This window comes from Streptococcus mitis, from assembly GCF_001579045.1.
Taxonomy (GTDB): domain Bacteria; phylum Bacillota; class Bacilli; order Lactobacillales; family Streptococcaceae; genus Streptococcus; species Streptococcus mitis_D.
The window spans coordinates 178,851-201,903 of the sequence record NZ_KQ970262.1; the positions used below are offsets into that span (position 1 = coordinate 178,851).

The 23,053-nt window shown below is 38.6% G+C and carries 24 protein-coding genes; 7 read left to right on the top strand and 17 right to left on the bottom strand.

Annotated elements, in window-relative coordinates; all coding sequences use genetic code 11:
- The 3 genes from SMIDD28_RS03810 to xerS form a co-directional block, all read left to right on the top strand.
- A partial coding sequence (locus SMIDD28_RS03810) for a chloride channel protein (protein ID WP_196756353.1) occupies positions 1 to 906 on the top strand: 906 nt, incomplete at its 5' end.
- 88 nt (positions 907 to 994) lie between these two features.
- On the top strand, positions 995 to 1,432 hold the full coding sequence (locus SMIDD28_RS03815; RefSeq protein WP_061424846.1) for a MepB family protein: 438 nt from the start codon (positions 995 to 997) through the stop codon (positions 1,430 to 1,432).
- 263 nt (positions 1,433 to 1,695) lie between these two features.
- Positions 1,696 to 2,766: a tyrosine recombinase XerS gene (xerS, locus tag SMIDD28_RS03820; protein ID WP_061424847.1), complete on the top strand. Its 1,071-nt coding sequence runs from the start codon at positions 1,696 to 1,698 to the stop codon at positions 2,764 to 2,766.
- Between the two features lie 88 nt (positions 2,767 to 2,854).
- Here the strand turns inward: xerS and SMIDD28_RS03825 are convergent, their stop codons facing one another.
- The 13 genes from SMIDD28_RS03825 to dhaK form a co-directional block, all read right to left on the bottom strand.
- A complete protein-coding gene (locus SMIDD28_RS03825) occupies positions 2,855 to 4,177 on the bottom strand; it encodes an ISL3 family transposase (protein WP_061424848.1) in 1,323 nt (440 codons plus the stop codon).
- Between the two features lie 159 nt (positions 4,178 to 4,336).
- Positions 4,337 to 5,977: a mercury(II) reductase gene (gene merA / locus SMIDD28_RS03830; RefSeq protein WP_001031938.1), complete on the bottom strand. Its 1,641-nt coding sequence runs from the start codon at positions 5,975 to 5,977 to the stop codon at positions 4,337 to 4,339.
- Between the two features lie 33 nt (positions 5,978 to 6,010).
- The gene (gene merR, locus SMIDD28_RS03835) at positions 6,011 to 6,400 is read right to left on the bottom strand and encodes an Hg(II)-responsive transcriptional regulator (protein WP_061424849.1); all 390 of its coding nucleotides are present in this window, start codon (positions 6,398 to 6,400) and stop codon (positions 6,011 to 6,013) included.
- 379 nt (positions 6,401 to 6,779) lie between these two features.
- Complete coding sequence (gene pdrM / locus SMIDD28_RS03840; protein WP_061424850.1) at positions 6,780 to 8,132, bottom strand: sodium-coupled multidrug efflux MATE transporter PdrM; 1,353 nt, start codon at positions 8,130 to 8,132, stop codon at positions 6,780 to 6,782.
- Between the two features lie 41 nt (positions 8,133 to 8,173).
- A complete protein-coding gene (locus SMIDD28_RS03845; protein ID WP_061424851.1) occupies positions 8,174 to 9,442 on the bottom strand; it encodes a dihydroorotase in 1,269 nt (422 codons plus the stop codon).
- A 12-nt stretch (positions 9,443 to 9,454) separates the two neighbouring features.
- Positions 9,455 to 9,919, bottom strand: a complete 465-nt coding sequence (locus SMIDD28_RS03850) for an NUDIX hydrolase (RefSeq protein WP_001135768.1) — start codon at positions 9,917 to 9,919, stop codon at positions 9,455 to 9,457.
- A 9-nt stretch (positions 9,920 to 9,928) separates the two neighbouring features.
- On the bottom strand, positions 9,929 to 10,582 hold the full coding sequence (locus SMIDD28_RS03855) for a uracil-DNA glycosylase (protein WP_061424852.1): 654 nt from the start codon (positions 10,580 to 10,582) through the stop codon (positions 9,929 to 9,931).
- Between the two features lie 61 nt (positions 10,583 to 10,643).
- Positions 10,644 to 11,336 carry a pyrimidine 5'-nucleotidase PynA gene (locus SMIDD28_RS03860; protein WP_061424853.1) on the bottom strand — a complete coding sequence of 231 codons (693 nt, stop codon included), beginning with the start codon at positions 11,334 to 11,336 and terminating at the stop codon, positions 10,644 to 10,646.
- A gap of 37 nt (positions 11,337 to 11,373) precedes the next feature.
- Positions 11,374 to 11,571, bottom strand: a complete 198-nt coding sequence (locus SMIDD28_RS03865; RefSeq protein WP_061424854.1) for a hypothetical protein — start codon at positions 11,569 to 11,571, stop codon at positions 11,374 to 11,376.
- Positions 11,568 to 12,569, bottom strand: coding sequence for a hypothetical protein (locus SMIDD28_RS03870; protein ID WP_061424856.1), 1,002 nt, complete (start codon positions 12,567 to 12,569; stop codon positions 11,568 to 11,570). The genes SMIDD28_RS03865 and SMIDD28_RS03870 overlap by 4 nt, the downstream gene beginning before the upstream one ends.
- Before the next feature lie 484 nt (positions 12,570 to 13,053).
- Entirely contained in the window at positions 13,054 to 13,428 is a 375-nt protein-coding gene (gene dhaM, locus SMIDD28_RS03875; RefSeq protein ID WP_061424858.1) for a dihydroxyacetone kinase phosphoryl donor subunit DhaM, read from the bottom strand.
- Positions 13,428 to 14,003 carry a dihydroxyacetone kinase subunit DhaL gene (gene dhaL / locus SMIDD28_RS03880; protein ID WP_061424860.1) on the bottom strand — a complete coding sequence of 192 codons (576 nt, stop codon included), beginning with the start codon at positions 14,001 to 14,003 and terminating at the stop codon, positions 13,428 to 13,430. Before dhaL ends, dhaM begins: the two co-directional genes overlap by 1 nt.
- Before the next feature lie 21 nt (positions 14,004 to 14,024).
- Entirely contained in the window at positions 14,025 to 15,014 is a 990-nt protein-coding gene (gene dhaK / locus SMIDD28_RS03885; protein ID WP_061424862.1) for a dihydroxyacetone kinase subunit DhaK, read from the bottom strand.
- Between the two features lie 153 nt (positions 15,015 to 15,167).
- On the opposite strand from dhaK, the gene dhaS reads away from it, so the two are divergent.
- Together dhaS and dhaQ are read left to right on the top strand one after the other, a co-directional pair.
- On the top strand, positions 15,168 to 15,698 hold the full coding sequence (gene dhaS / locus SMIDD28_RS03890; protein WP_000168605.1) for a dihydroxyacetone kinase transcriptional activator DhaS: 531 nt from the start codon (positions 15,168 to 15,170) through the stop codon (positions 15,696 to 15,698).
- Positions 15,695 to 16,684 (top strand): DhaKLM operon coactivator DhaQ, encoded by a 990-nt coding sequence (gene dhaQ / locus SMIDD28_RS03895; RefSeq protein WP_061424863.1) that lies wholly within the window; start codon positions 15,695 to 15,697, stop codon positions 16,682 to 16,684. The genes dhaS and dhaQ overlap by 4 nt, the downstream gene beginning before the upstream one ends.
- Positions 16,685 to 16,887: 203 nt before the next feature.
- On the opposite strand, the gene SMIDD28_RS03900 is transcribed toward dhaQ, so the two are convergent.
- From SMIDD28_RS03900 to SMIDD28_RS03915, 4 genes are all read right to left on the bottom strand, one after another.
- The gene (locus tag SMIDD28_RS03900) at positions 16,888 to 17,427 is read right to left on the bottom strand and encodes a ClbS/DfsB family four-helix bundle protein (RefSeq protein WP_061424865.1); all 540 of its coding nucleotides are present in this window, start codon (positions 17,425 to 17,427) and stop codon (positions 16,888 to 16,890) included.
- Positions 17,428 to 17,484: 57 nt separating this feature from the next.
- Positions 17,485 to 17,979, bottom strand: coding sequence for a YkgJ family cysteine cluster protein (locus tag SMIDD28_RS03905; RefSeq protein WP_000031476.1), 495 nt, complete (start codon positions 17,977 to 17,979; stop codon positions 17,485 to 17,487).
- A gap of 133 nt (positions 17,980 to 18,112) precedes the next feature.
- Positions 18,113 to 19,846: a phosphoenolpyruvate--protein phosphotransferase gene (ptsP, locus tag SMIDD28_RS03910; protein WP_061424868.1), complete on the bottom strand. Its 1,734-nt coding sequence runs from the start codon at positions 19,844 to 19,846 to the stop codon at positions 18,113 to 18,115.
- A 5-nt stretch (positions 19,847 to 19,851) separates the two neighbouring features.
- On the bottom strand, positions 19,852 to 20,115 hold the full coding sequence (locus SMIDD28_RS03915; RefSeq protein WP_000146947.1) for a phosphocarrier protein HPr: 264 nt from the start codon (positions 20,113 to 20,115) through the stop codon (positions 19,852 to 19,854).
- Between the two features lie 348 nt (positions 20,116 to 20,463).
- On the opposite strand from SMIDD28_RS03915, the gene nrdH reads away from it, so the two are divergent.
- Together nrdH and nrdE are read left to right on the top strand one after the other, a co-directional pair.
- On the top strand, positions 20,464 to 20,682 hold the full coding sequence (gene nrdH, locus SMIDD28_RS03920) for a glutaredoxin-like protein NrdH (RefSeq protein ID WP_000259247.1): 219 nt from the start codon (positions 20,464 to 20,466) through the stop codon (positions 20,680 to 20,682).
- Positions 20,683 to 20,762: 80 nt separating this feature from the next.
- Positions 20,763 to 22,922: a class 1b ribonucleoside-diphosphate reductase subunit alpha gene (nrdE, locus tag SMIDD28_RS03925; protein WP_061424869.1), complete on the top strand. Its 2,160-nt coding sequence runs from the start codon at positions 20,763 to 20,765 to the stop codon at positions 22,920 to 22,922.
- Positions 22,923 to 23,053 lie beyond the last annotated feature (131 nt).

A 23,053-nucleotide genomic window follows, 5' to 3' on the forward strand; every position in this document is an offset into this window, starting at 1 on the left:
ATATTTGGCTTAACACCTGTACTGGATATGCCAGACAACATCCCACTCATGACTCTAGACCAGTATTGGATTTACCTCCTCATGGGAATTTTTCTAGGACTTTCTGGTTTTCTCTATGAAAAAGCTGTACTCAATGTCGGTAGAGTTTATGACTGGATAGGTCAAAAAATACGTTTGGATAGAGCTTATTATCCAATTCTGGCCTTCATTCTCATCATACCAATCGGAATCTTCTTACCACAGATCCTAGGAGGTGGAAATCAGCTGGTTCTTTCCCTGACTAAGCAAGATTTTAGTTTCCAAGTTCTATTAGCTTACTTTTTGATTCGCTTTGTTTGGAGCATGATTAGTTATGGAAGTGGCCTTCCAGGAGGTATTTTTCTACCAATTTTGGCGCTTGGCTCCTTACTCGGTGCCCTAGTTGGTGTCATTTGTGTGAATATTGGACTTGTCAGTCAGGAACAGTTTCCTATATTTGTCATTCTGGGAATGAGTGGCTACTTTGGAGCGATTTCTAAAGCTCCCTTAACCGCTATGATTCTAGTAACCGAGATGGTAGGAGATATTCGTAATCTCATGCCACTTGGCTTAGTAACCTTGGTCGCCTACATCATCATGGATTTACTCAAGGGTACTCCAGTCTATGAGGCCATGCTTGAAAAAATGCTGCCAGAAGAAGCGACAGATGAAGGAGAAGTCACACTTATTGAAATCCCTGTTTCAGATAAAATAGCAGGAAAACAAGTACATGAACTCAACCTACCACATAACGTACTTATCACCACCCAAGTCCATAATGGCAAGAGCCAAACAGTTAATGGTTCAACCAGAATGTATCTGGGTGATATGATTCACCTGGTTATTCCAAAAAGTGAAATTGGGAAAGTCAAGGATTTGTTGTTGTAGATCAAAAATATCATTACATAATTTTTATTATGTAATAAATGTATCAAGAATATTTTGTTGATTTTGATAAGGGAGGACATACATCATAATGAAAATACTAGATGTTCTATATGAGTTTTATGGTGATTTTGAATTCATTAAAGAAAAGTGGAATGAAAAATACGAAGGTATTCTTATCAAAATAAAGGATGAGCAAGGATATAAAAGATGCCGCTTAGCAAAAAGAACACCGAAAAAAGAAGGATATTTTACAGTTTTTTGGAAAAAAGACAAAAATAACATGAACATTCCTTATACCAATGAAGATTTGGGAACTGAACTTGTTATCGTTGTCATCGATAATGATAAAAAGGGGCTATTTATTATTCCAAACGAAGTTGCTACTTGTAAGAAAATTCTCTCAACAAAAAACAGCAAAGGAAAAATGTCCATGCGATTTTATCCGCCTTGGTGCACAAATTTAAATACAACGGCTCAATCAACACAAAAATGGCAATTGAAATTTTTTAGAGAAATTGAATTATAAGAATGACTTTGAAAAATTTCTAGTAGATTCATATCAAACACAAAGACTTGGTTCTTTTTTCATAAGAACCAAGTCTTTGTGTTAGTTTCTCAGGAATAAAGTACATTATAGACAATTTTTGTCGAAAAAATTTTTTTAGTTATTTGGTTTTTTAGTTATTCTATTAAAAAGCTCTATAACATCTTTCCGAAAAACTATAATTTTCTTGAAAAATAAATAAGTCTATGCTATACTACTTGTAGACTTATTTATGGAGTGAATACATGAAACGTGAGATTTTACTGGATCGAATCGACAAACTAAAACAAATCATGCCCTGGTATGTTCTGGAATACTACAAATCTAAGCTGGCTGTACCTTACAGTTTTACAACCTTGTACGAATACCTCAAAGAATATGATCGATTTTTCAGCTGGGTTTTAGAGTCTGGTATTTCAAACGCTGATAAAATGTCTGATATTCCTTTATCTGTCTTGGAAAATATGTCTAAGAAAGACATGGAATCCTTTATCCTTTACCTACGTGAACGTCCCTTGCTGAATGCTAATACAAGTAAACAAGGTGTTTCACAGACAACTATCAATAGAACTTTGTCAGCACTTTCTAGTCTTTACAAGTATCTGACCGAGGAGGTTGAAAACGATCAGGGAGAGCCTTATTTTTATCGTAATGTAATGAAGAAAGTTTCAACAAAGAAAAAGAAAGAAACACTTGCTGCCAGAGCTGAAAACATCAAGCAAAAACTCTTTTTAGGTGATGAAACAGAAGGTTTTCTAACTTATATCGACCAAGAGTATCCACAACAGCTTTCAAATCGAGCTCTCTCATCATTCAACAAAAATAAAGAACGAGATTTGGCCATTATTGCTCTTCTCTTGGCGTCTGGTGTTCGCTTATCTGAAGCTGTTAATCTGGATCTAAGAGATCTCAATTTAAAAATGATGGTTATCGATGTCACTCGAAAAGGTGGCAAACGTGACTCGGTCAATGTCGCTGCCTTTGCAAAACCTTATCTAGAAAATTATCTCGCCATTCGAAATCAACGCTATAAAACGGAAAAGACAGACACAGCTCTCTTTTTGACACTCTATCGAGGTGTTCCCAATCGTATCGATGCTTCTAGTGTTGAAAAGATGGTTGCTAAGTATTCTGAGGACTTCAAAGTTCGTGTAACACCCCACAAGCTCCGTCATACCCTAGCAACTAGGCTCTATGATGCCACTAAATCGCAAGTTTTAGTCAGCCATCAGCTAGGACACGCCAGTACACAAGTCACTGACCTCTATACCCATATCGTCAATGATGAACAAAAGAATGCTCTAGATAGTTTATAAACTACATAAAATAAATTATGTAAAACAAAATTCAGAAAAAGAAGCTGCTAAAAATAAGGAGTATTCGGATTTTATGGTGGAAAAGGGCTTATAAATCACCCTTCTCCAAATTCTTAATAAGTGTGGAAAAATCGACACCTAAGTTGTCTGTAATGTCGTGATCATTCACTTCATACCAATTGAAAGTATCGTATAACATAGCTTTATTGAAAGCACTTGAATTAAATCGTGGCTTACGCTTTTTATGGAGCTTCTCATTGAAAAGGATTTTGGCTCGTAAGGCATCAAACGAGTAACCTCTACCCATTCGCTCTACCTGCCTAATAATGCTGTTAATTGACTCCGTATAAGCATTAGTGAGCCTTTTATCAAAGTAGTTGAATATTTCAACATGCCAGTTGTCTACGGCTCTCACGAGGTCTTTATATGCGTCTTTAGAGTTGCTGGACATACAACGGTGTCTCCATTGACTATAACGAAGATGACCTTCATCTGGATCAGGAGTATCCCATATCCAGTAAAACTCTTCTTTGAGTTCATAGGCTTCTTTTAAAGCAGGAAGATTACCTAACCAAGTATCTAAGAGGAATGATTCACGTTCATTTAGATCGTGTTTACGCTTTAGAAGGATAAACCTTTCACGCATAAGGGTACGTCTTTCTTTTTGGCTCATATGGGCTTTCAAAGACTTTCTGACGTTATCTAAGGCTTGATTAGCCATTCTAACTACATGAAACTTATCTACGACAACTTTAGCTTGTGGAAGGATAGTGTTCACTGCGTCTTTGTAGGGCTTCCACATATCCATTGTGACGTACTCAATGTAAGTCCTGTCACTGATTTCTGAAAGACGTTGGATGACTGTTTCCTTGTTACGGTTAGGCTTGATGTCATAAATAGTCCTGCGTTCAATATTAGTCAATACAAGCCGAGGTCTACGGATAATATGTATCTCGTCTATCCCAAGCCACTTAGGAGTTTCAAACTGGTATTCACGTTCTTTGAGTGCCACATAGTCCTTAAAAACGTTCCTAATGGTTTTCTCGTCAACACCAACGCTTTCTGCGACTTCTATAAAGGTCTTAGACATGGATTGCTCTTGAATGGACTTTAAAAGCCTTTTGGTCATACTACGCTTTTCATCTACAGATATTAGGCTTTCCCAGAAGGTAGATCCGCATTCACGACACTTGTATCGTCTACGGTTCAATTGTAAGCCCACTCGCTTTAAACGAATGGGCAAATCCATAATTAGTTGATTTCTTGAACTGTGTTTGTACAACTTGTCAAAACCACATTTAGGACAACGTTCAGGTGGTCCGACTGCTTCAACTTTAAACATCATATCGGTTTCATTTTCTTGTGGCGGTTCTATTGTTTTAATGTCTGGTAGGGATAATAAGTCTGACATATTATTCATCCTTTATTACTCTGCGGTGTTAAGGTATCAATTATAGATTTGATGTCGAAATCATCAGTGTTAAATTATTTTTGTGACCACAAATGCACTTAGAAAATCCCTTAAAGCATTAGCTGGTTCACTTGAATAGGGAGTTGTAAAAAAGTTCCCTTAGCCTGCACAACAAGATAATTTCGAAATATCTTTATCGAACGTAAGTGCAACTAATTTTAGCCCTTCAGCCATTGTTAAATATGGTGCTAGGGTTTCTGTTAAATCTTCTATCGTTAAGCCAAATTTAACAGCTAATGATGCTGCATAGATGACATCTCCTGCATTTTCAGATACAATATGAACCCCTAATACTTTTAGTGTTTCTGCATCTGCTACTAGTTTAAATACACCGGTTGTTTCACGGTTTACAATTGCTCTTGGAACAGCATCTAAAGGTAATACAGATGTCTTCACATCATACCCTTTCTCTTTTGCTTGTTCTTCTGTTAAACCAACCGTTGCAACCGTCGGATTCGTAAACGTAACAGCAGGAACTACCGATAAATCTATTTTTTTGTTTAATCCACCAATAGCATTATCAGTAATAATTCCACCTTCATAGGCTGCTACATATACAAATTGTGGTCCTAAAGTCACATCTCCTGCTGCATAAATCTTTTCATTACTTGTTTGACCAAAATCATTGATCAGGATTTCATTATTTTTTCCAGTTTCAACACCTGCTGCACTTAAATTTAAAGAATCCGTATTTGGTTTTCTTCCAGTGGCAACAAGTAACTGATCTGATTCAATGACTTCTCTACTGCCATTTACTGTTACGTAAACCCTTTTTATCTCTCCACTTTGTTCAACACGCTCAAAAGTTGCCCCTTTGACAAGGTTTATACCCTGTTCAATTAACGCTTTTTCAACTGACTCTGAAATCTCAGGATCATACTCCTTTAAAAGTCGCTCACTTCTTTGCATAAGCGTTATTTCTGAACCTAAATGATGAAATAGTTGTCCAAGCTCCATTCCAATGTATCCTGAACCAATTACAGTTAATCGTTTTGGTATTTTCTTTAACTCAAGAAGTGTTGTACTAGTTAAATAGTCCATTTTTTCAAGTCCTGAAATTTGGGGCAACGAAGGCGATGCACCTGTTGCAATTAAAAAGCGTTTTGCAGATAACTTTGTCCCATTGACCTCAACCGTACTAGCATCAACGAATTTTGCTTCACCTTTAATTAAATCAAAATTATATTCATCAATTAAATCCATATATTTTTGATTCCGAAGTTCGCTCACCAATTTATCCTTTTGCGTGATTAAACTAGCTAAATCCACTTCTCCAGCGGATGTTTGTAAACCTATAAACGGATTGTCTTTTGATAAATGATTGATTTCCCCTGCCCTAAGAAGAGTTTTTGACGGAACACAGCCAATATTCACACAGGTTCCCCCAACCGTTCCACGCTCAATCATTCCAACTTTTGCACCGTATTCTATAGCTTTAATTGCCGAAGAAAAGGCAGCAGCACCAGAACCAATAATAAGAAGGTCATAATTGTCTTCATTAATTAACGCCACGTTTTCTAGTGATGATACTTCTTCAATTTCTCCGGCTTGGTAATTTGCTTCATCAATCGCCTTTATTGCACTTTCAACCTCAATATCATCGGGCAGTTCAAATACTGCTTCACCACGACGATAACTAGACTCAATATTTTTAGCACCTATCTTTTCAAGTGCTGATTCTACGTGTTTTTCACAACCCGTACAAGTCATTCCTGAAATGTTTACCTTAAATTTATTCATAAAAAAGCTCCTTTCGTTAATTAATCTCTCATGTTATAATGTTTCTATTATTGGACACGAATGTAATTTCTTTTCATCTGGACATCGTTGTTTTAAGTCGTCTAACATAGTTTCAATTCGTTTTAAATCCTCTATTTGTTTTTGCACTTCCTTTTGTTTTTTAGAAACAAATTCGAACATATCTTGACAACGAACTTCATCTTTATCTACAACACCAAGTAATTTATAAATCTCGCTTAAAGAGAAACCAAGTTCCTGTATTCGTTTAATAAGCCCAACACGCTTAACGTCATCATATGAATATATCCGATAACCAGCTTCCGTTCGGTGAGGTTCTTGTAATAAATTTTTTCGCTCGTAATATCTGATCGTTTCTTTATTAACTTCACATTTATCTGCAAACTCACTAATGCGATAAATCATCTTATTTCACCCCCTGAATATTATAAACCATGTACCATAGTACACGGTCAAGTAAATTGGACTATTTTATTTTTTTCCCAAAGTATCACTCGTATGTGATTGATACTTTTATATAATACTATTGATTATCCTAACATCCCACCAGAAAATCCGATTTAAACACCAGTTGTTTTTAAACTATTAAGAAAGTAATTCCACTATATATTCCGAAGACCCAAAATAAGCAACTTCTTTTTCTTTATATCTGATACCAGTAAAGTGGCGTGGAATATCAATTATTTCTATATTTTTGAAATTCTCATTTGCCTACTACTAATTTAACTATAGCAAAAATAATGCAGATAAGGAAGGATATTTTTGCTTGCAGGAATTCTAAAAATCAAGCTTTTCTAGATTCAAATCTCTTCATAATCACAGTTAAACGCCATCGGTAGAGCGCCCCACTCACGATCAGACTAATAATCAAGCCAATCCAGTAAGAATAAGCTCCAAAATCTGTTAGGGAATCAAATACCATAGCCACTGGGATTGTTACACCCCAATAACCAACCAAACCAAGGTAAAAAGGAATAACTGTATCCTTATACCCCCGTAAAATTCCCTGAAGCGGTGCCGCAAAGGTATCTGCCAACTGGAAGAAGAGACTGTAAGTCAAAAAACGCGCTGTCAAATCGATAAATTCTGGGTCATTACCATAAAGACTAGCCACATTTCCTCGAAAAATGTAAAGGAAGGATAATGTGAAGCCCGCAAAAATGAGGGCTGTCCATCTTCCTAAACCAATATAGGTTTTAGCATCATCAAATCGCTTGGCTCCCACTTCATAGGAAACGACAATAGCCATAGCCGATGAGATACTCATAGGGAAGGCATACATGAGAGATGAAAAATTCATAGCTGACTGGTGACTAGCAATAATCAAGGACGAGAACTTTGCCATAATCAAGCCAACCACAGAAAAGATAGCCACTTCCGCGAAGACAGTCCCCCCAATAGGCAGACCCAAGCGAACTCCTTCCTTGATTTTATCCATATTAAGCGGAATTCGTTTCTCAAGATGTAGGGCTTTGAGCTTTTCCTGTTTAAATAGAACCAGAACAGAAATTCCTAGTAAGACCCAGTAGGCTAAAGAAGTACCTAAACCAGCACCAGCACCTCCCAGTTCTGGAACACCAAAGGCCCCGTAAATCAAGAGATAGTTAAATCCACTATTCAAGGGAAGTAACAAAAGCATGAGATACATAGACAGTTTGGTCAACCCCAGCGAATCCAGCAAGGAGCGAATGACACTAAAGAGCAACAAGGGGATAATCCCGATAGATAAAAACCAGAGATAGCGAACCGCTACTGCTGCCACTGGTGCCTCTAGTCCAATACGATTCAAGACTGGTGGTGCCAGGAAAAGTACTAGTCCCAGCAAGAGAACAGATAGACCCAAGGCCAGATAGATGAACTGGTAAAAATCTGACGCAACTTCTTCCTTTTTGCCTCGACCAAGATGGTGACCAATGATGGGCACCAAGGCTGACACAATCCCTGTCAGGAAGGTAAAGAAAGGATTCCAGATACTGGTTGCCATAGACACACCAGCCAAGTCCATGGTATTGTATTGACCTGTCATAGTCGTATCAACAAAGGAAGCAGAATAATTGGCAAATTGATAAATCAGGATAGGGAAAAATATCTTTAAAAATAAGATAAACTTGTCTTTAAAATGATGGGTTTGGTACATATAGGCTCTCTATTCTTTTGATTTACAGAGCAGACTCCCACCTAGTTTTGATAGACGATTTGTCCCTTACAGATGGTATATTTAACCTGCCCTTTTAAGGTTTCACCAATGAATGGTGAATTAGCTGCTTTGGAAGCAAAATGGGAGTCCACAAGGCGGTCAGCCTTAGCATCAAAAATAGTGATGTCCGCCGGACCATTCTCAGCCAAGTAACCTGCTTCAAAGTTGTAAAGCTTGGCTGGGTTGTAGGTCATTTTTTCTAGCAATTCCATCAAGGTCAATTCCCCAGCTTCCACCAAATAAGTCAAACCGAGAGACAGAGAGGTTTCCAAACCAGTCATACCAGATGGCGCTTTGGTAATATCCTCGACTTTTTTTTCATCCGCATGGTGAGGCGCATGGTCAGTCGCGATAACTGTGATGACACCTGACTTGAGACCTTCGATAACAGCACGACGGTCTGATTCCAAGCGAAGCGGTGGATTCATCTTAGCATTGCTTCCTTGTGTCAAAAGGAGCGCTTCGGTCTTAGAAAAATGCTGTGGCGCTACTTCTGCTGTTACTTTCGCTCCCAATCCTTGAGCAAACTCCACTACTTTAACACTTTCTTCCTTAGACAAATGCTGGATGTGAACATGGGCTTTGGTTGCATAGGCAATCATGACATCACGCGCCATCATAGCGTACTCAGCCACCCCAGTTGCACCACAGATATGGAAATGTTCTTTAGCAATGTTTTCGTTAAACCCAAGAACACCGTTCAATCCTGGATCTTCCTCATGAAGACTAATAAAGGTATTAAGTTTTTTTGCTTCCTCCATGGCTTCCTTGACAACTTTACTACTTTCAAGTGGGATACCGTCGTCTGAGAAACCAACTGCACCAGCTTCTAAAAGTGCCTTAAAGTCAGTCAAATCTTGCCCATTAAAATTCTTAGTAATGGTCGCAACAGTCTTGACATTGATCTTTTCCTTGGCAGCTGACTGGAGAACTTCTTGCAGGGTTTCTACATCTGATATGGTTGGACTAGTATTAGCCATCATGACAACCGTTGTAAAACCACCTGCAGCGGCTGCTAAAGCACCAGTATGGATATCTTCCTTGTGGGTCTGACCAGGTTCACGGAAATGAACATGGATATCAACCAAGCCAGGAGCAACTACTAGACCAGTAGCATCTAAGATTTCTGCTCCTTCTTCCTTGATTTCAGGCGCAATTTTGACAATTTTCCCATCTTGGACTAAAACATCACACACTTGATCCAAGCCAGACTTGGGATCCATAACACGACCATTTTTGATTAGTAGCATCTACTTTCTCCTTTATTCATAGAAATCGACTTGGGTATCCAACAATTTATCCCCATCATAAACAAACTTGGCTGAAAAGAAGGGTTTGTCCTCTAAAAGCCATTCAACAAAGGTGTGGTCACCTTCCCAAGTAGGCTTGCTCAAAACTTCATCATAAGGAACCCATTCAAGCGTCCCCTCATTGCAGTCAATTAAGTCCCCCTCAAACTCCGTCACCTTAAAAACATAGGTGTACCAGTCTAGATCTGGCGTAAATTCAGGAAAAGTGATAACACCTTTTAGAACTGGCTTGGCTTTGAGCCCTGTTTCTTCGAGGATTTCACGCGCCGCGCATTCCTGAGGTGTCTCTCCTCGCTCTAGCTTACCACCCACGCCAATCCATTTCCCTTCATGAACATCATTGGGTTTCTTATTACGGTGAAGCATGAGTAGTTCTTTCCCGTTATCTATGTAGCAAATCGTCGCTAACTGAGGCATATTCTCTCCTTATCTAAGCCAATCGATTGGCTCTTGTCCTGTTTCTGTTAAGAATGCATTAGCCTTGGAAAAAGGCTTGGAACCCCAAAATCCTCTGTAAACCGATAAAGGACTGGGATGGGCTGATTCGATAATCAAGTGGTGAGGATTGGTAACTAAGGCCTTCTTCTTACGTGCATAAGCACCCCAGAGTATAAAGACTACTGGTTTATCTAGTTGATTGACCACCTGAATCACAGCATCAGTAAATGGCTCCCAGATCTGCCCAGCATGACCATTGGCCTGTCCAGCAGGAACTGTCAAACAAGCATTAAGAAGCAAGACTCCTTGCTCAGCCCAAGCTGTCAAATCATGAGATTTCTTAACCCCGATATCATCTGACAATTCTTTCAAGATATTTTGCAAGGATGGCGGAGCTGGGATAGAGTCGGGTACAGAAAAACTCAAGCCCTGCGCTTGACCTGGCCCGTGATAGGGATCTTGCCCTAGAATCACCACCTTAACTTCTTCAAGCGGTGTTGTCAAGAGAGCCTGAAAAACCTTTTCCTTGGGTGGATAAATAGTCCCCTGAGCATAGACCTGATTCATAAACTGATTGATTTTCGCAAAATAACCCTCAGGTAATTGCTCCTTAATCAAAGCATGCCAAGACGAGTGTTCCATAGCCGACTCCTTCGTTTTTACTGCCTCTATTATAGCAAAAAGTGGCTTTCTAAACCACTTTTTACAGTTTATCTAAGCAATCCAGCAAGTCTTGGAAGGAATAGACTTCGTAAGTAGGCTGGACTTGTGTGTGATTTTCGAGGTGATGAGGATTGTACCAGATAGTGTCTATCCCCGCATTATTGCCACCTTGAATATCGGCGGTTAGGGAATCTCCAATCATCAGCGTCTTTTCTTTACTAAAACCTGCAATCTGCTGACCGATTTTTTCATAAAAGAGAGCATCAGGCTTTTGTATTTGCAACTGTTCTGAGATAAAGACTTGATTGAAATATGGCGCTAGACCCGATTGAGCCAAACGTCCTGTCTGAATGGCAGTAATACCATTTGTCGCAGCATACAGCTCATAATCTCTCTCGATAAGGTTATCCAAGAATTCATGAGCGCCTGAAAAAGTTTGCCCCTGCTGGGCAAGGTAAAATTGGTAACGCTGGGCTAGAAAACTACCGTCTTTTTCCTGTCCAAAATGAGCAAATAAACGAGAAAAGCGCGTGTTAACCAGCTCTTGTTTACTAATTTTCTTTTGCTCCAAGTCCCTCCAGAGAGCCTTGTTCATAGGAACATAATAGTCTTTATAGGCTTGAATATCCGCAACTCCTTCTTCTCTTAGAAGTTGCGTCAAAGCCACATCCTCAGCAGCATCAAAATCAAGCAAGGTGTGATCAAGGTCGAAGAGTAGAAATTTGTAGGACAATTTGAGGTTTTCCTTTCTAGATACTTAATAGATTAGTTTATTTCCTCTTTTTCTTAGTTTTATTCATCAACATACCAACCACAACTGGAGTAACCACACTTCCAACTTGTCCAACAACTTTAAGTATCTTTTTTGCTTCATCTATTTTTTTGTTTCTACACGATTCGCACTTATTGTGCTTATAACTTGATGGTAAATCCCTAGTACATGTCTTACATTTTTTTATTTCTTTCATTCTAGCACCTCTGTCTCAATAGAATCTGTTTTATTTGGTAATTTCATTATAGAAGTTTCAATTTTTGGCAATTCTTTTGTCCAGTAATTTGTAGGAGAAGGATCAAGTAAATCAAGTCTCTCTACTAATTCCTGAGAACTGAGATAAGTTTCGTTAATAAACTTCCCAAAGTAATCCAAACTTTTTTGAGCAGCCTTTTTCTCGCCCAACTCATTATAAGCTATTGCTGCTGATAGTGAAACGATATTTACAACTGCTAATCCATCTCTAATCTCATTCATACGAGCTTCTATTTTATCTGGTTTATCACCTTTTAATAACTTACCCCAAGTAGAATCTGGTTGTTCTTTGATAAAATTTACATTTGATTTTTGACTAAGCATTAAGAGATTTCTACTATCTTCTGCATCTGAAATAACTTGCAGTAACATCATTGTTCTAATGTTTGGATCTGATATCTCTCTAGCTTGCAAGAGTTTCTGTTGACAACTATAGCCTATTGCAAGTCTATCTGACTCCTGTCCTTTTCTGACGTCCTCAATAGCATATTGTACATTTTGAATCTCCTCTGCAATCTGAGCCATTTGAATTTGTGACGAATAATCAGCTAAGGCTTTATTTAATTCTGGTGTCAATTTAACAGATTTCAATGGTACATTTCCAATGACTTTATTAGTATTAGTATCTACTAATACCGCCAAGAGAGAGCCATCTTTCTTGGTCATTAATTTTAACACTCCTTGAGCAATTGCTTCCCGTTGTTCTGGAGAAAGAATTGCCTGAAAAACCTCTTCAGGTATACTAGATTGGACAACATGGATAAAGGCTGGAGCAGAATATAACATTTTTTCTACTTCAGATAAGATTTTATTTGCATTTTTGACTAATGGTTTAGCTATTTCTGGTAACTTATTAAAAAATGATGAGGGTTTTAGTTCATAACCATCAATATCAAGAATATCGAAGTCATCTTCTCCAAAAAATAAAACTTCATCCATAAATTACTACCTCATTATGTTTAAATTATTAGAAATATTATACCATATTAAACAAAATTATGATTTTGATTTTTCTTTAATATTATCTATCCAATCATTTTTACTGGAATCTAACATAAAAAACTCTCTTATACAACTGACAGCCCAAACTTTTCAGGATAGATCGATCCTAACTATCGAATACCTTGGTTTCATAAATATCCTTGTAATTCTAGTCCTAGAATTCCTATAAACTAAATGTTTTCGTACTACTCTAAGCCATTGATTGCCTTAAATTTTAATTTTTGAAGGATTCTAAAGCTAGAATAGTCCCATCCCAATTAGTTTTGAATGGTTCACAATTTAAAAATTCTATGGCTTTACTTCTGTTAAATTAAAAAGGAACTGCGCAAGCAATCCCTTTCTGATTTTGTAATAATCTACTTAAACTTTGATAGTAGTGATAATCAATAACCCACCTATAAAAAGAGTTATAGTAAATTCCTTATTTATTGATTTCAAGCTCCGCCAACTGTGTTTGAATAACTGACAGTTCTGTCCCAGCCTGAAGAAGAGCTGCTGCAGTATAGGTGCCTTCTACAATTGGAACACTGTTGATGATGATACTCTTATCACTGAAATCAGCCACCATTTCTAAGTTCATTTTAGCAGAGCCTAGGTCAAAAAAGGCAAGTAAAGTATCTGCTGGATTTTCAGAAACAACCCTATCTACTTGATCAAAACTAGTTCCAATTCCTCCATCCTCGGTTCCTCCTACATAAGTAATCGGAACATCTTTAGCCACTTCACTAATTAGTTCAACAAGACCTTGTGCAATGTTTTTGGAATGTGAAACGATAACAAGACCAATACTTCCCATCAAACCACCCCGGTTTCTAAAAGAGCAGTAAAGAGTAATCCTGATGAAAATGATCCAGGGTCAATATGTCCAAGAGATCGTTCTCCTACATAAGATGCTCTTCCTTTAGTTGCAAGTAAATCTTTGGTAGCATTCACTACCTGATCAATAACCTCTTGAGTCAACTGGCCATCATACAAGGCGGCAATAACAGGAGTCCAAACATCAACCATTGTCTTTTCTCCAACTTCTGCTTTCCCACGTTTGACAATCATATCCAAACCACTTTGTAAGATTTCTTCTAATTTCGAATTTGAATCAGCCTTGGCCATGCCCATAAAAGCAGAGCCATACAAGGGACCAGAAGCACCGCCTACCTTACTCAGTAATTGCATTGAAACAAGTTTAAAAACATCACTACTTGTCTCAAATTTCTTGCCTTCTAAGTTTTCCATAACTGCAGCCATGCCACGCGCCATATTTCCACCGTGGTCTCCATCACCTATAGGAGTGTCTAGCTCACTAAGATAATCTTTCTGTTCTTGAATCTTTTCATTAAAAAGCTTCATCCATTCAAGAGCTTGTTCAGCATTCATTTGACATTTCCTCCTTGAGTTTTACCAAGCTGGTGTAGTAACAGGTGCATTTAGAGCATCCAACCACTCATCATCTGCCAATCGAATCAATGTTAATGACAAACCAGCCATATCAATTGAAGTCATATAGTTCCCTATTTTCTTAAATGCCAACTGAACACCTTTTTCATGGAGCAATTTAGCAACATCATTTGCAAATACGTATTGTTCCATAAGAGGAGTGCTTCCTAAACCATTGATGAGAAGGCCATAGCGTTCGCCATCTTTAAGTTGGAAACCTTCAGATAATTTTTCAACCAACTCTGATGCCAATTGTGCGGAAGGTTGCATTTTCTCTTTTTTATACCCTGGCTCACCGTGAATACCAACTCCATATTCAAATTCATCGTCTTCTAAAACAAATCCTGGTTTGCCAACTTCAGGAACGGTTGCTCCAGACAGGGCCAGCCCAATTGTTTTAATTTCTAACACAAGTTTATCTGCCAAATCCTTTATTTCAGCTAAGGATTTACCAGAACGAGCTGCAGAACCCAAAATTTTATGGACTAAAATAGTACCCGCAACACCTCGACGGCCTTGAGTATAGAGACTATTTTCAACAGCGATATCATCATCAACCACAACACTTGCTACATCAATACCTTCCATTTCAGCAAGTTCTTGTGCAATTTCAAAGTTCATAATGTCACCAGAATAGTTCTTGATGACCATGAAAACTCCAGCACCTTCATCAGCCACCTTAATGGCTTCTAAAATTTGGTCCGGAGTAGGTGAAGTGAAGACTGCTCCACAAATGGCAGCAGACAACATTCCATCTCCTACAAATCCAGCATGACTTGGTTCATGTCCTGAACCTCCACCTGAAATGAGTCCAACTTTTCCTGTCTTTTCTGCCTTTCTAACGATGACATCAAAACCATCTAAGCGTTCTACCAAGTCATCATGCATGAATGACAATCCCTGCAACATTTCATCAACAACTTGTGTCGGTTCATTTATAATTTTTTTCATGAGAAACTCCTTTCGGTATGTACCTTTGTTTTCGCTTTCATTATATATTTTTTATCGCTGGCTGATAAGGGACAGATTCTATTATTTGTCCCCTTTTAAACCCGTTTCAAACATTTTTTTGGTAAAATGAAGGAAGTAAAAGAAAGGCTTCCTATGGCATCATCACTTATTACAAAAAAACGGATTGCCAAGGCATTTAGAGACCTATTAGCTACTAGAGAATTTGACAAAATCTCCATTGTAGATATCATGGAATCAGCTGGCATTCGTAGACAGACCTTTTATAATCACTTTCTTGACAAATATGAACTGCTAGACTGGATATTTGAAAATGACTTAACCGAGTATATCACCAATAACTTGGACTTCATTTCGGGCCAAAAACTATTACAAGAATTATTTTTTTATTTCGAACAAGAGCGTGACTTTTATATTCAACTTTTTGATATTCAAGGGCAAAATAACTTCTATGACCACTTTATCAGCTACTGTCGCTTGCTTGTATCAAAAATTTTAAAAGAATACGGTCAGATTGATATCGATTCATCTGCTTATACTTGTTTTTTGTTAGACTATCATTCACATGCTCTAGCAGAAATCGTGAAGGCTTACGTCAATAAAAAAAGTCCAGTTCCACAACCAGACTTTCTAATCATGACAATTATTGGAAAGAGACCACAATGACATTTATTTCAAATCATAAACAGAAAATTATTTCAAGTTACATTTCGGCAACTGTCAGCAGTCATCCTGAATTAGAAAAACACCCTACTTTACCATTAGTCTATCAAAAAAATCGCAATCCTCATCAGGTTCCAATCTTGTCGGGTGGAGGTTTCGGTCACGAACCTGCGCATATTGGATATGTGGGAGAAGGAATGCTTACTGCTGCTATCTATGGCCAATTATTTACTCCTCCTACAAGAACTGAAATCTTAGAGTCCATTCGTTTTTTAAACAATGGTCACGGTGTCTTCATCATTGTAAAAAATTTCGAAGCAGACATCAAAGAATTTAGCTGGGCCATTAATACTGCTAGACAAGAAGGAATTAAGGTCGGCTATAGTCTAGCACACGACGATATTTCAATTGAACCTCACAATAGATTTCAAATTAGAGGAAGAGGGCTTGCAGGAACTATTTTACTTCATAAAGTTCTAGGATATGCAGCTCAAAATGGTTCCGACATAGAGCAACTAACTGATTTAGGTCATGAACTTGCTCCCGAAATCGCAACAATTGGCTTTGCAACGAAATCTGCTAGTCTCCCCCAAGCCATCCTTCCACTATTTAACTTGGAAGAAGGAAATATTTCCTATGGTATTGGGATACATGGCGAAGAAGGCTATCGTATCGTCCCATTCCAATCATCGGAAATCCTTGCAAATGAAATTATAAGTAAATTAAGATTGCACTATCATTGGAAAAAGGGTGATCAATTTATATTGCTTGTAAATAATCTAGGCACTACCAGCAACTTAGAAATGGGCATATTTATCAATGATCTCCTTCAACTCTTAGAAATTGAAGGAGTCACTATTACCTTTATAAAATCAGGAACATTTATGACCAGTCTAGATATGGCAGGTATATCCGTAACTCTTTGCCCCGTAAAAAATAAACAGTGGTTAGAAGCGCTCAATGCTCCAACGACAGCTTTTGCATGGTAATTTGCTTGTATAATCCAAAAGGGCTACATCACTTGATAGCCCTTTGCTTTTATCTTATACTCAATGAAAATCAAAAAGCAAACTAGGAAACTAGCCGCAGGCTGTACTTGAGTACGGCAAGGCGACGTTGACGCAGTTTGAATTTGATTTTCGAAGAGTATTACGTTTAAAAGAACTCATTCTTGCAATTTCAAATAGGCCATCTATCCCTTACAATTCTTCCGGTGAGCTTTGAGTTTTTTCAGAGCCCAACCATAGTGGCTTGACGTGCTACTAACGAAGTAAGAACCTAGACTTGTTCCGCCAGTCCACTTATAGACACCTTTGGTAAAGAGTTCGTCATTGCTAAAAACTTCTATCAACTCTAAAACCTTCCTATGTGATTGTTCTAGGAGTCTAGTCGCTTCTTCTAAGGAGGTTTTCTGGTGCTTCTTCCAAAAAGCGACATTCATTTCTCCATAAGTTTTCCAATTATAAGGTTCAGGTAGAAAAGGTCTTTCCTGACCTTTTTGATTAGAATGTACCCAAGTCAAAAGTAACTGCTGCCATTCATAAAGATGGATCAAGACATCCCGTAGATTTTTATCCCTTTTCCAGTGAACTTCTTTTTTCTTTCGGTCTCTTGAAAAATCAAATGGAGTCTGTAGCTCATCTTCACTTAGTTGGGAGATGAAACGATTGAGCTTTTCATAATTTTCCTTAGAGGCCAGCATTAGCTCCTCTTTTGTTTTCGGTCTAGGCACAGGAGTACTCCCTTCATATCTCTAGTTATTATTAGAGATTTTTTATCCTTTAAATCTCTATAACTTATCCTTTAATTTTTCAACAAAGAGATAGGCTGCTGGACAGGTCAAAGTATTCTTAATCGTCAAATGGTTGATTTGATGGATCTTTTTGCGATCTGTATGGGGGAACTCTCGGCAGGCCTTGGGACGAACATCATAGATGGAACAAAGATTATCTCCTCCTAAAAAGGGGCAGGGCATGGATTTGAAAACCTTATCCCCATCTTCATCTACCTGAAGGAATTCAGCTTCAAAAGCAGGTAATTTCATCTTAAAGTACTTGGCGATTCGTGTAATATCCGCTTCTTTAAAGTCAGGCCCCAATGTCTTGCAACAGTTGGCACAGGCCGTACAATCAATCTCCGCAAAGACTTCTTGGTGAATCTGCTGGGCTATCTTATCTAGATTTTTTGGTGGTTTTTTCTTTAAATTGGCTAAAACTTTTCGATGCTCCTTCTGCTTTTGTAAGGCTAGCTGGTGGTAATATTCAATATCAATTTCTTTAGACATGGTTTCTCTCTTATTCTATTTACTTCCCCTATTATATCATGCCTCTGGAGCATTTAAAAGTGTACTTTATAAGACTATACTTTTCTAAAATACGTCAAAAAAACCTTGCAACTAGGTTACAAGGTTAATGACATTAATCAAAGTTAACGTATTCTTTTTGAAGTTCAAGGACTTCTTCCATTGTTGAACACTCTGTAAGGGCACGGTTTGCGTACTCTTCCATCTTAGCAGTATCCAATTTCTTCATCAAGCTACGTGTACGAAGGACAGATGTTGCTGACATAGAGAATTCATCCAAGCCCATTCCGACAAGAAGTGGAACAGCTGTTTGGTCACCAGCCATCTCACCACACATACCAGCCCATTTACCTTCAGCGTGAGCTGCCTTGATAACGTTGTTGATCAAGCGAAGAATTGATGGGTTATATGGTTGGTAAAGGTATGAAACTTGCTCATTCATACGGTCTGCTGCCATTGTGTATTGAATCAAGTCGTTTGTACCAATTGAGAAGAAGTCAACTTCTTTAGCAAATTGGTCTGCAAGCATCGCTGCTGCAGGGATTTCAATCATGATACCAACTTGGATATCATCCGCAACTGCAACACTTTCAGCAAGAAGGTTTGCTTTTTCTTCGTCAAAGACTGCTTTAGCTGCACGGAACTCTTTCAAAAGGGCAACCATTGGGAACATGATACGCAATTGACCATGAACAGATGCACGAAGAAGAGCACGGATTTGCGTGCGGAACATTGCATCTCCAGTTTCAGAAATAGAGATACGAAGGGCACGGAATCCAAGGAATGGGTTCATTTCATGTGGCATATCGAAGTAAGGAAGTTCCTTATCACCACCGATATCCATTGTACGAACAACTACTGGTTTACCATTCATTCCCTCAAGAACAGCCTTGTATGCTTCATACTGCTCGTCTTCTGTTGGGAAATCTTGAGAATCCATATACAAGAACTCTGTACGGTAAAGTCCAACAGCTTCAGCACCGTTGTTGTTAACACCTTCAACGTCTTTTGGAGTACCGATGTTAGCGGCCAACTCGAAGTGTTTACCGTCAGCAGTCACTGTTTGAGCATCTTTCAAAAGTGCCCATTCAGCTTTTTGTTTAGCATAAGCTTCACCAGCTGCTTTAAATTCTGCCGCTTGTTCATCTGTTGGGTTGATAATCACTTCACCAGTAATTCCGTTAACGGCAAGGATATCACCGTCTTTGACGATTTCAGTGATGTTATTTGTTCCCAATACAGCTGCAATTTCAAGCGTACGTGCCATGATAGCTGAGTGGCTTGTACGTCCACCGATATTTGTTACAAAAGCTTTTACAAAGTTTTTGTCCAATTGAGCTGTATCAGATGGTGTCAAGTCATGCGCAATCACGATTACTTCTTCATTGATAGAAGCTGGGTTTGGCAATTTCTTGCCAAGAAGGTTTGCCAATACACGTTTTGTCACGTCGCGGATATCCGCTGCACGTTCTTGCATGTATGGGTTGTCTTCCATACCTTCAAAGATAGTGATGAACATGTCAGTCACTTCTTTAAGACCTGCTTCTGCATTGACTTTCTTAGCACGAATTGTTTCTTTAATCTGACCAATCAATTCTGGGTCAGCAAGAACCATCAAATGAGCGTCAAAAACTTGAGCCGCTTCTTCACCAAGCGTACCTACAGCTTTCTCGCGGATAAGAGAAAGCTCGTTTTGAGAAGCTTCAAGAGCAACATCCAAACGAGCCTCTTCTGCGTTTGTATCTTCGACTGAAATAGTCTCGAATGACAAATCCGGTTGAACGAGTAGATATGCTTTTGCAACTGCAACACCGTCAGATGCTGCGATTCCTTTAAGCATTTCTGTCATTTCCCTTATGCCAATCCTTCTTTTTCCATTGTTTCTGAGATTGCAGCGATAGCGTCATCTGCATCTGCACCTTCAGCTGAGATAGTTACGTCAGCACCTTGGCCAACACCAAGACTCATAACACCCATAATTGATTTAAGGTTAACTGATTTACCTTTGTACTCAAGAGTGATATCTGAAGCAAATTTGCTAGCAGTTTGTACCAACAATGTTGCTGGACGTGCGTGAATACCTGTTTCTGCCACTACGTGGAAATCTTTAGAAGCCATAGTTTGACTCTCCTTTTGTTCTTTCTTTTTTGAGTTATATGTGATAACCCTTACAATTTGGTATTATATCATCTTCTAGGATTTTTTTCAAGCATTTTATGGGATTTATTCGATTTCCTTTCAGATAACTTGCTGAAAATCTTCTATCCTAGATAACAAAACACAGGATATAGTTTCTTTAAAAACAGTTTATAGGATAATCATTGCTATTCCACAAAGCAAACACTATATATTGTGTTTTGGTGTGTTTGATAGAAAAATAGACCACTATATTTAGTTCAAATCATTGACAAAATTTTATTTTCTGATATACTAAGATAGTATTAAATTTTGAAGAGGAGTTACACAATGGTAACCGTTTATTCTAAAAACAATTGTGTCCAATGTAAAATGACCAAGCGTTTCTTGGACAGTAATAATGTCTCTTATCGTGAAATCAATCTTGATGAGCAACCTGAGTACATCGATCAAGTCAAAGAACTCGGTTTCAGCGCGGCTCCTGTTATCCAAACACCAACTGAAGTCTTTTCAGGTTTCCAACCAGGAAAATTGAAACAATTAGCATAATCTTAGTACATCATCCAGAAGAAACTGCTTCTAGGGCTAACTTAGAAGCCTTTCTTTTGTAATTAGATAAGGGAAATTTTATGGGATTAAAACATCTTGAGGACGTGACTTACTTCCGTCTTAATAACGAAATCAACCGTCCTGTCAATGGACAAATCATGCTTCATAAAGATAAGGAAGCCTTGGATGCCTTCTTTAAAGAAAATGTCGTTCCAAACACTATGGTTTTTGATTCAATCAAGGATAAAATCAACTACCTCATTGAACACAACTACATCGAAACAGCCTTTATCAAGAAATACCGTCCAGAATTTTTGGAAGAATTGGCTCAATTTATTAAAGAACAAAACTTCCAATTCAAGTCTTTCATGGCAGCTTATAAATTTTACAATCAATATGCTTTGAAAACTAACGACGGTGAATATTATCTTGAAAGCATGGAAGACCGTGTCTTCTTTAACGCCCTTTATTTTGCTGATGGGAATGAAGCTATTGCCATCGATATTGCCAATGAAATCATCCACCAACGCTACCAACCTGCTACTCCTTCCTTCTTGAATGCTGGACGTGCTCGTCGTGGGGAGTTGGTATCTTGTTTCCTAATCCAAGTAACGGATGATATGAACTCTATCGGACGTTCTATCAACTCAGCTCTTCAACTTTCACGTATTGGTGGTGGTGTGGGAATTACCCTCAGCAACCTTCGTGAAGCTGGTGCACCTATCAAAGGCTATGAAGGAGCTGCTTCAGGTGTCGTTCCTGTTATGAAGCTTTTTGAAGACAGCTTCTCTTACTCCAACCAATTGGGGCAACGTCAAGGTGCCGGTGTTGTCTACCTCAACGTCTTCCACCCAGATATTATCGCCTTCCTTTCAACTAAGAAAGAAAACGCCGATGAAAAAGTTCGTGTTAAGACCCTTTCACTTGGTGTTGTGGTACCCGATAAATTCTACGAATTAGCACGTAAAAATGAAGAAATGTACCTCTTCAGCCCATACTCTGTAGAGCTTGAATACGGTGTGCCATTTAACTACATCGATATCACTGAAAAATACGATGAGTTGGTCGCAAATCCAAATATCCGCAAGACAAAAATCAAGGCGCGTGATTTGGAAACTGAAATCTCTAAATTGCAACAAGAGTCTGGCTACCCTTATGTAGTCAACATTGATACGGCTAACCGTGCAAATCCTGTTGATGGAAAGATTATCATGAGTAACTTATGTTCTGAGATTCTTCAAGTCCAAGAACCAAGCTTGATCAACGATGCTCAAGAATTCCTTCAAATGGGAACGGACGTTTCATGTAACCTTGGTTCAACCAACGTGGTTAACATGATGACTTCACCTGACTTTGGTCGTTCTATCCGTGCTATGGTTCGTGCCCTTACTTTCGTTACAGATAGTTCACACATCGTAGCTGTACCTACGATTGATCATGGAAATAGCCAAGCTCACACCTTTGGTCTTGGTGCCATGGGACTTCACAGCTACCTTGCGCAACAACTGATTGAGTATGGATCTCCTGAGTCTGTTGAGTTTACAAGCATCTACTTTATGCTTATGAACTACTGGACCTTGGTAGAGTCAAACAATATCGCGCGTGAACGTGGTATTACCTTCCACAACTTTGAAAAATCAGACTATGCTATCGGAAGCTACTTCGACAAGTATGTAACTGGCGAATTTGTTCCAAAATCAGACCGTGTTAAAGAACTCTTCAAAGATGTCTTTATCCCAAGTGCTGCTGACTGGGCTGAACTTCGCGACAAGGTTCAAGCAGATGGACTTTACCACCAAAACCGCCTTGCTGTAGCGCCAAATGGTTCTATCAGCTATATCAACGACGTTTCTGCTTCTATCCACCCAATTACGCAACGTATCGAAGAACGTCAAGAAAAGAAAATCGGTAAAATCTACTATCCTGCTGCTGGCTTGTCAACAGAAACCATTCCTTACTACACTTCTGCTTACGACATGGATATGCGTAAGGTGATTGATGTCTATGCTGCTGCAACTGAGCACGTGGACCAAGGACTTTCACTCACCCTCTTCATGCGTAGTGACATTCCAAAAGGACTTTACGAATGGAAGAAAGAAAACAAACAAACGACACGTGACTTGTCTATCCTTCGTAACTATGCCTTTAACAAAGGTATCAAGTCTATCTACTACGTCCGTACCTTTACAGATGACGGTGGAGAAGTCGGTGCCAACCAATGTGAAAGCTGTGTGATTTAGTTTCTAGCATAGAAACACTATTTTTCCCTAAGCAGCACTGATAAAATCAAATCTACTAGGCCATAACATAATTTATGTAACATTTTAAAAGTCGGGCTTCCGACTTTTTGTGCGATACTCCTATAGAATTA

Bases quoted from the DNA above. Each gene is read 5' to 3' on its own strand.
- dhaM (WP_061424858.1), bottom strand. From the start codon at position 13,428: ATGGGAAGTATTGGTCTTGTTATCGTTTCACATTCCAAAAACATTGCA.
- SMIDD28_RS03850 (WP_001135768.1), bottom strand. From the start codon at position 9,919: ATGCCTCAGTTAGCGACGATTTGCTACATAGATAACGGGAAAGAACTA.
- merR (WP_061424849.1), bottom strand. From the start codon at position 6,400: ATGATTTATCGCATTAGTGAGTTTGCAGATAAATGTGAAGTTAATAAA.
- SMIDD28_RS03845 (WP_061424851.1), bottom strand. From the start codon at position 9,442: ATGCTACTAATCAAAAATGGTCGTGTTATGGATCCCAAGTCTGGCTTG.
- SMIDD28_RS03825 (WP_061424848.1), bottom strand. From the start codon at position 4,177: ATGTCAGACTTATTATCCCTACCAGACATTAAAACAATAGAACCGCCA.
- dhaS (WP_000168605.1), top strand. From the start codon at position 15,168: ATGGCATCATCACTTATTACAAAAAAACGGATTGCCAAGGCATTTAGA.
- nrdE (WP_061424869.1), top strand. From the start codon at position 20,763: ATGGGATTAAAACATCTTGAGGACGTGACTTACTTCCGTCTTAATAAC.
- merA (WP_001031938.1), bottom strand. From the start codon at position 5,977: ATGAATAAATTTAAGGTAAACATTTCAGGAATGACTTGTACGGGTTGT.
- dhaQ (WP_061424863.1), top strand. From the start codon at position 15,695: ATGACATTTATTTCAAATCATAAACAGAAAATTATTTCAAGTTACATT.
- dhaL (WP_061424860.1), bottom strand. From the start codon at position 14,003: ATGAATGCTGAACAAGCTCTTGAATGGATGAAGCTTTTTAATGAAAAG.
- SMIDD28_RS03865 (WP_061424854.1), bottom strand. From the start codon at position 11,571: ATGAAAGAAATAAAAAAATGTAAGACATGTACTAGGGATTTACCATCA.
- ptsP (WP_061424868.1), bottom strand. From the start codon at position 19,846: ATGACAGAAATGCTTAAAGGAATCGCAGCATCTGACGGTGTTGCAGTT.
- pdrM (WP_061424850.1), bottom strand. From the start codon at position 8,132: ATGTACCAAACCCATCATTTTAAAGACAAGTTTATCTTATTTTTAAAG.
- xerS (WP_061424847.1), top strand. From the start codon at position 1,696: ATGAAACGTGAGATTTTACTGGATCGAATCGACAAACTAAAACAAATC.
- SMIDD28_RS03815 (WP_061424846.1), top strand. From the start codon at position 995: ATGAAAATACTAGATGTTCTATATGAGTTTTATGGTGATTTTGAATTC.
- dhaK (WP_061424862.1), bottom strand. From the start codon at position 15,014: ATGAAAAAAATTATAAATGAACCGACACAAGTTGTTGATGAAATGTTG.
- SMIDD28_RS03905 (WP_000031476.1), bottom strand. From the start codon at position 17,979: ATGTCTAAAGAAATTGATATTGAATATTACCACCAGCTAGCCTTACAA.
- SMIDD28_RS03855 (WP_061424852.1), bottom strand. From the start codon at position 10,582: ATGGAACACTCGTCTTGGCATGCTTTGATTAAGGAGCAATTACCTGAG.
- SMIDD28_RS03870 (WP_061424856.1), bottom strand. From the start codon at position 12,569: ATGGATGAAGTTTTATTTTTTGGAGAAGATGACTTCGATATTCTTGAT.
- nrdH (WP_000259247.1), top strand. From the start codon at position 20,464: ATGGTAACCGTTTATTCTAAAAACAATTGTGTCCAATGTAAAATGACC.
- SMIDD28_RS03915 (WP_000146947.1), bottom strand. From the start codon at position 20,115: ATGGCTTCTAAAGATTTCCACGTAGTGGCAGAAACAGGTATTCACGCA.